3 protein-coding genes are annotated in these 3,392 nt (G+C 73.3%); all 3 read right to left on the bottom strand.

Going from position 1 to position 3,392, the window contains the following annotated elements:
* Positions 1-4 precede the first annotated feature (4 nt).
* Positions 5-373: a VOC family protein gene (locus tag ACRDP3_RS15745; RefSeq protein ID WP_431517574.1), complete on the bottom strand. Its 369-nt coding sequence runs from the start codon at positions 371-373 to the stop codon at positions 5-7.
* Positions 374-472: 99 nt separating this feature from the next.
* Positions 473-2,038, bottom strand: a complete 1,566-nt coding sequence (locus ACRDP3_RS15740; RefSeq protein WP_431517573.1) for a lysine N(6)-hydroxylase/L-ornithine N(5)-oxygenase family protein — start codon at positions 2,036-2,038, stop codon at positions 473-475.
* The coding region (locus ACRDP3_RS15735; RefSeq protein ID WP_431517572.1) for a pyridoxal phosphate-dependent decarboxylase family protein at positions 2,035-3,392 on the bottom strand (1,358 nt) is incomplete at its 5' end. The genes ACRDP3_RS15740 and ACRDP3_RS15735, both read right to left, overlap by 4 nt.

The following is a 3,392-nucleotide window of genomic DNA, read 5'->3' as shown; positions in this document are numbered from 1 at the left end:
CGGATCATTCAGGACGGTGGCAGACGGCCTCGACGTTGTTGCCGTCCGGGTCGCGTACGAACGCCCCGTAGTACGACTCGTGGTACTCGGGCCACAGTTTCGGCGGGTGCAGCACCTCGGCCCCGGCTGCGACGGCAGCCTCATGGAAGGCGTCGACGGTCCCGCGGTCGGCGGCAGCGAAGGCGATGTGCGTCTCGCGGGCCCGCCCTTCCGTGGTCGCGGGCCCCAGCCAGAAGACCGGGAACGAGGTGCCGTAGCCGATGACGTCACCGAAGTCGAGAATGCGTCTGCCTCCCAGGGTCGCCAGGACGGCGTCGTAGAAGTCCGCCGCGGCAGTGGGGTCCTGCGTCTGAATCGAAATGTGATCGAACATCCTGCGAGTCTTCCACAGCGGCGGAGACCTGTCAGCGCCTTCCGCCTACGGTGGGTGCGCCGGTCGAGGTGCGCCTGTCCGTCGGTGCGCCGGTCCTCCTCAGCACATGCGCAGCGGACGGAAATCCGCGTGCCGCGGGTCGGCGTAGACGCTCCCCTCGGGGGTGCCGCCCCCGGCCCGCGCCGTGGTCGGACGCAGTCCGAACGTCGTGAACGCCGTGCGCCGGGGGAGCGGGTAACGCTCTTCGCCGGTGAGGGAGTTGAGGATCACCGCGCTGCGGTGCGCGGCCAGCCCGAGGTCGGGGGCGCCGACGCCGTGCGTGTGCCGCTCGGCGTTCTGCACGTGGACCGCCCCGGTCACCGACGGATCCAGCACCAGCCGGTACCGGTCATCCACCCGGTGCCGCCCCGCGGCGTCCCGGCGCAGCCAGCGGTCGAGCCCGGCGAGCACACCGTCCAGCGGACGCTCGCGGTAACCGGTCGCCAGCACCACCGCGTCCGTCGTCAGCCGGGTGCGCTCGTCCTGCTCCACATGTTCCAGGTGCAGCTCCAGCCGGGTGGCGCCCAGCCGTCCGGCCGTACGGACGGCCACCCCGGGAGTCAGCACCGCGTCCGGCCAGCCGCCGCCCAGGGTGCGGTGATACAGCACGTCGTGGATGGCGGCCAGCGTGTTCTGGTCGACCGCCTTGTGCAGCTGCCACTGACGCGGCAGCAGCCGGTCCCGTACCCGCTCGGGCAGGGCGTGGAAATAGCGGGTGTAGTCGGGCGTGAAGTGCTCCAGGCCCAGCTTGCTGTACTCCATCGGCGCGAACGCGGCGCTGCGGGTCAGCCAGTGCAGCCTCTCCCGCCCGGCCGGGCGGTGGCGGAGCAGATCGAGGAAGACCTCGGCGCCCGACTGACCGGAACCGACGACGGTGACATGCCCGGCCGCCAGCAGCCGCTCCCGGTGGTCGAGATAGTCGGCCGAGTGGATGACCTCCACGCCCGCAGTACCGGCGAGCTGGCGCAGCGGTTCGGGCACATGCGGCGCGCTGCCCAGACCGAGCACGAGGTTACGGGCGTAGGAACGGCCGGGCCCGGCGCTTCCCGCGGCGTCCGGGCGGGTGAAGTCGACCTCGAACAGGCGGCGTTCGGCATGCCAGCGCACCGCGTCGACGCGGTGGCCGAAATGGAGACCGGTGCCGGCCCCGGCTCCGGCACCGGGAATCTCCGGCATCTCGGCGGCCAGGCCCTCGCTCACCCAGCGGCAGTACGCGTCGTACTCGGCGCGCTCGATGTGGAAGCGCTCGGCGAAGTAGAAGGGGAACAGCCGGTCCTGGGCCTTCAGGTAGTTGAGGAAGGACCACGGGCTGGCCGGGTCGGCGAGCGTGACCAGGTCGGCCAGGAAGGGCACTTGGAGGGTGGCCCCCTCGATGAGCAGGCCGGGATGCCAGTGGAAGGCCGGGCGCTGCTCGTAGAGAGCGGTGCGCAGCCCGGGGACACCGTGCGCGAGGGCGGCAAGGGAGAGATTGAAGGGGCCGATGCCGATGCCCGCGAGGTCGAGCGGCGGCGGCTCCTGCGGGTGCGGCCTGCCCCGGCGCTGTCCCGGGGGCGCGCCCCGGCCGGTGTGACGGGGCGGCACGGACGGCTTGGGCGGGAAGGGCCGGTGGCCGTCGGCGGTCGTCATGCGTGGTGGCTCCTTGCGGCGCTGGTGACGGGCGCGGGCTTGGGATCGGGCGCTGGGACTGGGACTGACGGTGACGCTGGGGTGGCGTCGTGCACGAGCTTGAGAAGGTCGGCAAGATGGCTGATCCGGGCGTGCGGATTGAGCAGCGTGGCCTTCAGCCACAGATCCCCGCCGCTCAAGTCGGCCCTGCCGAGGACGGCGCTGCCCTCGCTCAGCAGCCGGCGACGGACCGCGGCGACGGCGGCGCCGTCCGCCCCCGTGGGCCGGAACAGCACGGTGGACAGCTCGGGCGTGCCGTACAGCTCGAACCGGGGGTCGGCCGCGACCAGTTCGGCGAACTCCAGCGCCACCGCGCAGGTCCGCTCCACCAGGGACGCCAGCCCCCGGCGTCCCAGGGCGCGCAGTGTGACGGCCACCTTGAGAATGTCGGGGCGCCGCGTCGTACGCAGCGAACGGCCCAGCAGGTCGGGGAGCCCGGCCCCGGTGTCGTCGCCGGCGTTGAGATACTCGGCGCGGTGGTCCAGCGGACTCAGCGCACCACGGTCGGGAACCACGAAGAGTCCGGCGGCGACCGGCTGCCACCCCAGCTTGTGCAGGTCGAGGGTGACACTGTCGGCCCGCTCCAGCCCGGCGAGGCGGCACCGCAGCCGTTCGCTGAACAGCAACGGCCCTCCGTAGGCGGCATCCACGTGGAGCCGCGCACCGCACTCGTACTGCCGTACCACATCGGCCAGTTCGGCCAGCGGATCGATGGCGCCCGCGTCGGTGGTACCCGCCGTGGCGACCACGAGTACGGGCCTGCCGTCCGCAGTCTCCGCGGCGAGCGTGTCGAGTGCGCCGCGCAGCGCCGCCGCACCCAGCACCCCGCGCGGCGTCGGGACGACGACCGGCGCGGGCAGGCCCAGCAGCCACGCCGCACGGTGCACGCTGTGGTGCGCGTTCGCCCCGCAGACGACGCGGACCCCGCCGCCGTAGAGCTCCCGGGCCAGCAGCACGCCCAGCTGATTGGACTCCGTGCCGCCCGTGGTCACCAGCGCGTCCGGAACCCGCCCGGCGTCCTCGTAGACGAGCCGGGCCAGCGCCCGGCACGTCCGCCACTCCAACTCCGAGGCGGCGGGCGCCTGATCCCACGAATCCATCGACGGATTCAGCGCGCCGGCAGCCATGTCGGCCGCCGCCGCCACCGCGAGCGGAGGGCAGTGCAGATGGGCGGCGCACAGTGGATCGGCGGGGTCGGCGGCTCCCGCCGCCACCATCCGCACCAGCGAACTCAGCGCCTCCCGTGCCCCCGTGCCGTCCTCCGGGATCGCGGCATCCTCCGACGGGCCGCCCAGCACCGCCCGTACCCCGGCGG

Origin of the sequence: Streptomyces sp., from assembly GCF_050698815.1 — a bacterium.
Taxonomy (GTDB): Bacteria; Actinomycetota; Actinomycetes; order Streptomycetales; family Streptomycetaceae; genus Streptomyces.
Note: the sequence above shows the minus strand (reverse complement) of the source record. Positions and strands in the feature narration are given on the sequence as shown.

Excerpts from the sequence above, each read along its gene's own strand:
- ACRDP3_RS15745 (WP_431517574.1), bottom strand. The coding sequence starts at position 373 with ATGTTCGATCACATTTCGATTCAGACGCAGGACCCCACTGCCGCGGCG.
- ACRDP3_RS15740 (WP_431517573.1), bottom strand. The coding sequence starts at position 2,038 with ATGACGACCGCCGACGGCCACCGGCCCTTCCCGCCCAAGCCGTCCGTG.